This is a genomic window from Streptomyces aureus, assembly GCF_001418135.1.
GTDB lineage: Bacteria > Actinomycetota > Actinomycetes > Streptomycetales > Streptomycetaceae > Streptomyces > Streptomyces aureus_A.
The window spans coordinates 1-5,800 of sequence record NZ_LIPQ01000460.1; the positions used below are offsets into that span (position 1 = coordinate 1).

Annotated in this window: 4 protein-coding genes and 1 tRNA gene; 1 reads left to right on the top strand and 4 read right to left on the bottom strand. The window is 72.2% G+C overall.

Annotated elements, in window-relative coordinates; genetic code table 11:
• The coding region (locus AOK00_RS30715) for a cellulose binding domain-containing protein (RefSeq protein WP_055603479.1) at positions 1 to 2,578 on the top strand (2,578 nt) is incomplete at its 5' end.
• 255 nt (positions 2,579 to 2,833) lie between these two features.
• On the opposite strand, the gene AOK00_RS30720 is transcribed toward AOK00_RS30715, so the two are convergent.
• The 4 genes from AOK00_RS30720 to AOK00_RS30735 form a co-directional block, all read right to left on the bottom strand.
• Positions 2,834 to 2,906, bottom strand: a tRNA-His gene (locus tag AOK00_RS30720).
• Between the two features lie 118 nt (positions 2,907 to 3,024).
• Entirely contained in the window at positions 3,025 to 3,627 is a 603-nt protein-coding gene (gene orn, locus AOK00_RS30725; protein WP_055603480.1) for an oligoribonuclease, read from the bottom strand.
• A gap of 244 nt (positions 3,628 to 3,871) precedes the next feature.
• Positions 3,872 to 5,041, bottom strand: a complete 1,170-nt coding sequence (locus AOK00_RS30730; RefSeq protein ID WP_055603481.1) for a helix-turn-helix domain-containing protein — start codon at positions 5,039 to 5,041, stop codon at positions 3,872 to 3,874.
• A 442-nt stretch (positions 5,042 to 5,483) separates the two neighbouring features.
• On the bottom strand, positions 5,484 to 5,800 hold a 317-nt coding region (locus AOK00_RS30735; protein WP_367870064.1), incomplete at its 5' end, for a hypothetical protein.

A 5,800-nucleotide genomic window follows, 5' to 3' on the forward strand; every position in this document is an offset into this window, starting at 1 on the left:
CTCCACGGCCGCCTCCTCCGCCACCCCGGCCGCCTCCTCGTACACCTGGAAGAACGTCCGGATCGACGGTGGCGGCTTCGTCCCCGGCATCGTCTTCAACCGGACCGAGAAGAACCTCGTCTACGCCCGCACCGACATCGGCGGCGCCTACCGCTGGAACCAGGACACCGCTTCCTGGACCCCGCTTCTCGACTCCGTCGACTGGGACCACTGGGGTCACACCGGCGTCGTCGGCCTCGCCTCCGACAGCGTCGACCCCGACCGGGTGTACGCCGCCGTCGGCACGTACACGAACGACTGGGACCCCGGCAACGGCGCCGTCCTCCGCTCCGCCGACCGGGGCGCCACCTGGCAGCGCACCGACCTCCCCTTCAAGCTCGGCGGCAACATGCCGGGCCGCGGGATGGGCGAACGCCTCGCCGTCGACCCGCACAGGAACAGCGTCCTCTACCTCGGCACCCCCAGCGGCAACGGCCTCTGGCGCTCCATCGACTCCGGCGTCACCTGGTCGAAGGTCACCTCCTTCACCAACCCCGGCAACCACCAGCAGGACCCGACCGACACGAGCGGCTACAACTCCGACGAACAGGGCATCGTCTGGGTCACCTTCGACGAGTCCACCGGTACGGCGGGCCGCGCCACCAGCACCATCTACGTCGGGGTCGGCGACAAGCAGAACGCCGTCTACCGCTCCACCGACGCCGGCGCCACCTGGACCCGGCTCCCCGGCCAGCCCACCGGGTACCTCGCCCACAAGGGCGTCCTCGACGCCGAGAACGGCTACCTCTACCTCGCGTACAGCGACACCGCCGGCCCGTACGACGGCGGCAAGGGCCAGGTCTGGCGGTACACCACCGCCACCGGCACCTGGACGGACATCAGCCCCGTCGCCGAGGCCGACACCTACTACGGCTTCAGCGGCCTCACCGTCGACCGCCGACGGCCCGGCACCGTCATGGTCTCCGGCTACAGCTCCTGGTACCCCGACACCCAGATCTTCCGCTCCACCGACAGCGGCCGCAGCTGGACCAGGGCCTGGGACTACACCTCGTACCCGAACCGCGCCAACCGCTACACGATGGACGTCTCCTCCGTGCCCTGGCTGACCTGGGGCGCCAACCCGGCCCCGCCCGAACAGACCCCGAAGCTCGGCTGGATGACCGAGGCCCTGGAGATCGACCCCTTCGACTCGAACCGCATGATGTACGGCACGGGCGCCACCGTGTACGGCACGCAGGACCTCGGCAAGTGGGACACGGGCACGCCCTTCACGATCCGGCCCATGGTGCGGGGACTGGAGGAGACCGCCGTCCTCGACCTGGCGTCGCCGCCCTCCGGCGCCCCGCTGATCAGCGCGCTTGGCGACATCGGAGGCTTCCGGCACACGGACCTCGCCGCCGTCCCCCCGATGATGTTCACCGGACCCAACTTCACCTCCACCACCAGCGTCGACTTCGCCGAGACCAAGCCCGACACCGTCGTCCGCGCCGGGCACCTCGACGGCGGGCCGCGCGTCGCCTTCTCCACCGACAACGGCGCCAACTGGCGTGCGGGACAGGAACCTTCGGGCGTCACCGGCGGCGGCACGGTCGCCGCGGGCGCCGACGGCGGCCGCTTCGTCTGGAGCCCGGCCGGTACCGGCGTCCACACCGGCACCGGCGGCGCGTGGACCGCCTCGGCCGGCATCCCGGCCGACGCGACCGTCGAGTCCGACCGCGTCGACCCGCTCACCTTCTACGGCTTCGCGTCCGGCACCTTCTACGCCAGCACGGACGGCGGCGCGAGCTTCACCGCCCGTGCCACCGGCCTCCCCGCCAAGGGCGACGTCCGCTTCAAGGCCGTCCCCGGCCGGAAGGGCGACATCTGGCTCTCCGGCGGCGCCCCCGACGCCACCTACGGCCTCTGGCACTCCACCGACGGCGGCGCCACCTTCACCAGGGTCTCCGGCGTCGAGCAGGCCGACACCGTCGGCTTCGGCAAGGCCGCCCCGGGAGCCACGTACCCCACCCTCTTCTCCAGCGCGAAGATCGGCGGCGTACGCGGCATCTTCCGCTCCACCGACGCGGGCACGAGCTGGGTCCGCGTCAACGACGACGCCCACCAGTGGGGCTGGACGGGCGGCGCGATCACCGGCGACCCGCGCGTCTACGGCCGCGTGTACGTCTCCACCAACGGCCGCGGCATCGTCTACGGCGACACGAGCGAGACCGGCGGCGGTGACGGCGGCGGCACCGACCCGGGCACACCCCCGGCCGGAGGCGCCTGCAAGGTCGCGTACAGGATCACCAACCAATGGCAGGGCGGCTTCCAGGCCGACGTCACCCTCACCAACACCTCCACCACCGCGTGGACCGGCTGGAAGCTCGGCTGGGACCACCCCGCCGGCCAGCGCGTCGGCCAGATGTGGAACGCCACCCCCGTCCAGGCCGGCACCCACGTCACCGCCCAGAACGCCGGCTGGAACGGCGCCGTCCCCGCCGGCGCCTCCGCCTCCTTCGGCTTCACCGGCACCTGGGCCGGCGCCAACCCCGTACCGGCCGCCTTCACCCTCGGGGGGACGACTTGCTCCGTCGCCTGATCACCGGCGCGGCCTCCGGCCGAAGCCCGCGCATGCCGGGATCGCCGAGACCCTCGCCCCGGTGACCCCACCGACCCCGGGTGTGCGTTCCGTCACATAGGCCGTCACCAGTCAGTGGACGGGCGGCTTCACGGCCCGGACCGGGACCAACCCGCCCCCGCCGAACCTCGTCTGCACACCGGGACCCTAGACGGGGAACACGGAAGGGAACGACTCAGGCCCCGGTTCGAAACGAACCGGGGCCTGAACCAACAGGGTGAGTAACGGGACTCGAACCCGCGACATCCTGGACCACAACCAGGTGCTCTACCATCTGAGCTATACCCACCATGACCGGCGGTTTTCCCGAAGGTTTCCCCGACCGGCCGAGAAGAAGTCTACAGGGTCCTGGAGGGTGCTCGCGCCCGCATTGATGTGCGGGCACGAGCGGCCCTGCGTGAAGGGGATTATTCGGCCGGTACGACGTGCCGGGCCGCGATCTGCTTCGCGGTCTCCGAGTCGGGGCCGGGCTGCGGGACGAAGACCGCCTCGCGGTAGTAGCGCAGCTCCGCGATGGACTCGCGGATGTCGGCGAGCGCCCGGTGGTTGCCGTTCTTCTCCGGACTGTTGAAGTACGCCCTCGGGTACCAGCGGCGGGCCAGCTCCTTGACCGAGGAGACATCGACGATCCGGTAGTGCAGGTGGCTCTCCAGGGCGGGCATGTCCCGGGCGAGGAAGCCGCGGTCCGTGGAGACCGAGTTCCCGCACAGGGGCGCCTTGCCGGGTTCCTTGACGTGCTCGCGGATGTACGCGAGGACCTGGGCCTCCGCGTCGGCGAGCGTGGTGCCGTCGGCGAGCGCGTCGAGCAGCCCCGAGGCCGTGTGCATCTGGCGCACGATCTCGGGCATGGTCTCCAGGGCCGTGTCCGGCGGGCGGATCACGATGTCCACCCCGTCGCCGAGCACGTTCAGTTCCGAGTCGGTGACCAGTGCGGCCACCTCGATGAGTGCGTCGTCCGTCAGCGAGAGCCCGGTCATCTCGCAGTCGATCCACACCATGCGATCGTTCATGCGTCCACCTTAGGGGCTCTTCCCCGTGTCGGAGCGGGCCGAGTCGCCCCGGGGCCCGCGTCGTGGCCGCACGGACGGCGGCGGCCCGCGCGGATCCACGGCCCGGCCGGCGGTGCGGGGCCCCGGCGGGCCGGGTACGGGGGCGCGGAGCGCCGGGACGCACGCCGACGGGCCCCCGGGGGAGATGTCCCCGAAGGCCCGTCGTTCCTGCGTCGCGCCGCTTGTGGCGGCGGCGGTCTTCTCTCTACGGCGCGCTGCGCTGGCCCGGGAGCGAGGGGCGCCCCGGAGCGTAGGCGTCGGACTGCGGCTTCCCCTGGTCCAGCGGGAGCGCCGGGCGCCGGATTCCGGCCATGACCTGGGCGGGCACGACCGGGTCGAGCACCGCCGTGGCGGTATCGCCCTGCGGACGCCGCGCACGGTACGCCGCCCGGTAGGCGGCCGGCGAGGAGCCGAGCTGCCGCCGGAAGTGACCGCGCAGTGCCACCGGCGAGCGGAAACCGCACCTGCCCGCGACCTCGTCGACCGAGTAGTCGGAGGTCTCGAGCAGCCGCTGCGCCTGCAGCACCCGCTGGGTGATCAGCCACTGGAGGGGGGCCGATCCGGTCAGCGAGCGGAACCGGCGGTCGAAGGTCCGCCGTGACATGTACGCGCGGGCAGCCAGGGTCTCCACGTCGAACTGCTCGTGGAGGTGCTCCAGCGCCCAGGCGACGACCTCGGCCAGCGGGTCGGCGCCGATCTCCTCGGGTAAAGACCTGTCGAGGTAGCGCTCCTGACCGCCGCTGCGCCGCGGCGGGACGACCAGCCGGCGCGCCAGGGCGCCCGCGGCCTCCGTGCCGTGGTCGGTCCGCACGATGTGCAGACACAGATCGATTCCGGCCGCCGTGCCCGCGGACGTCAGCACGTCCCCGTCGTCGACGAAGAGCTCCCGGGGGTCCACATGGACCGACGGGTAGCGCTTGGCGAGCGTCGGCGCGTACATCCAGTGCGTCGTCGCCGGGCGGCCGTCGAGCAGGCCGGCCGCGGCGAGGACGAACGCCCCGGTGCACAGACCGACGATCCGCGCGCCCTCCTCGTGGGCGCGGCGCAGCGCTTCGAGCGCCTCCGGCGGCGGCGGCGAGGTGATCGACCGCCAGGCCGGGACGACGACGGTGCCCGCCCGGCTGATCGCCTCCAGGCCGTACGGCGCGGTCAGTTCGAGTCCACCGGTGGTCCGCAGTGGTCCGTCCTCGCCCGCACAGACGAGCAGTCGGTAGCGGGGCACTCCGGCGTCCTGCCGGTCGATGCCGAACACGGAGAGCGGGATGGAGCTCTCGAAGATGGGGCCGCCGCTGAACAGCAGCACCGCGACGACTTCGCGACGGCGGCGCCCGGTCAGCTTCCGTGCGGCCTCCGGTGCGGTGGAGTCCTGGCTCATGACGCTAAGCCCCCCTCGGTGTTCGCGTCTCCCTGGTCGTGTCGCTCCTGCACGTTTCCCCTCGGTTTTGCACGAGACCCCAGTCTTCGGTACCCATGATCGAATCTACTGCGTCCCGTGGCGCCGCCGTGACAAGTTCTCCATCCGATGGATTGTCGACAAGGCCACTTGGCGTGAAGCGATCGATCGCGAAGTCTTCCCCCAGGAGGCCCCCGGGGGAAGCGGCAGGGTGGCGAACGCCCCCGTACGCGGGGGGTGCGAGCCCTTGGGGCGGGGCATTTCCGGGTGTCGGCGCCGGGGTTGGGCAACCGTTCCGCCAAGGACTCGCCGACGGATGGAAGTTGGCTGAAAACATATGGGTTCGCGTGTACGAACCTGTCAACTCCACGAGGGGCGGGCCCGATGGGCGCCCCGTTTCAGACCGATTTATACCCCCGGAAACCTAGAGCCTGTCCTGGCCGCGCCGCCTGCCGCGGACGCCCTCGCTCCGCATCCCTCGCTCCGAGCGGCGCAGCAGCACCCGGCAGGCCGCCGTCACCGAGACGAGGCCGAGCGCGGTCCCGGCGGCGCCGCCGAGGGAGCTGCCGTAGGCGAGCAGGACGACCGGGACCAGGACGCAGCAGAAGACCGCCCAGCGGACGACGTCACCGGCCTGGTCCGCGGCGGTCCCGCCGACTCCCGCGCCCGTCCCCACACCCGCGAGCGCACCCGTTCCCGCGCCGGACCCCGCACCCGCGCCGGACCCCGCACCCGCGCCGG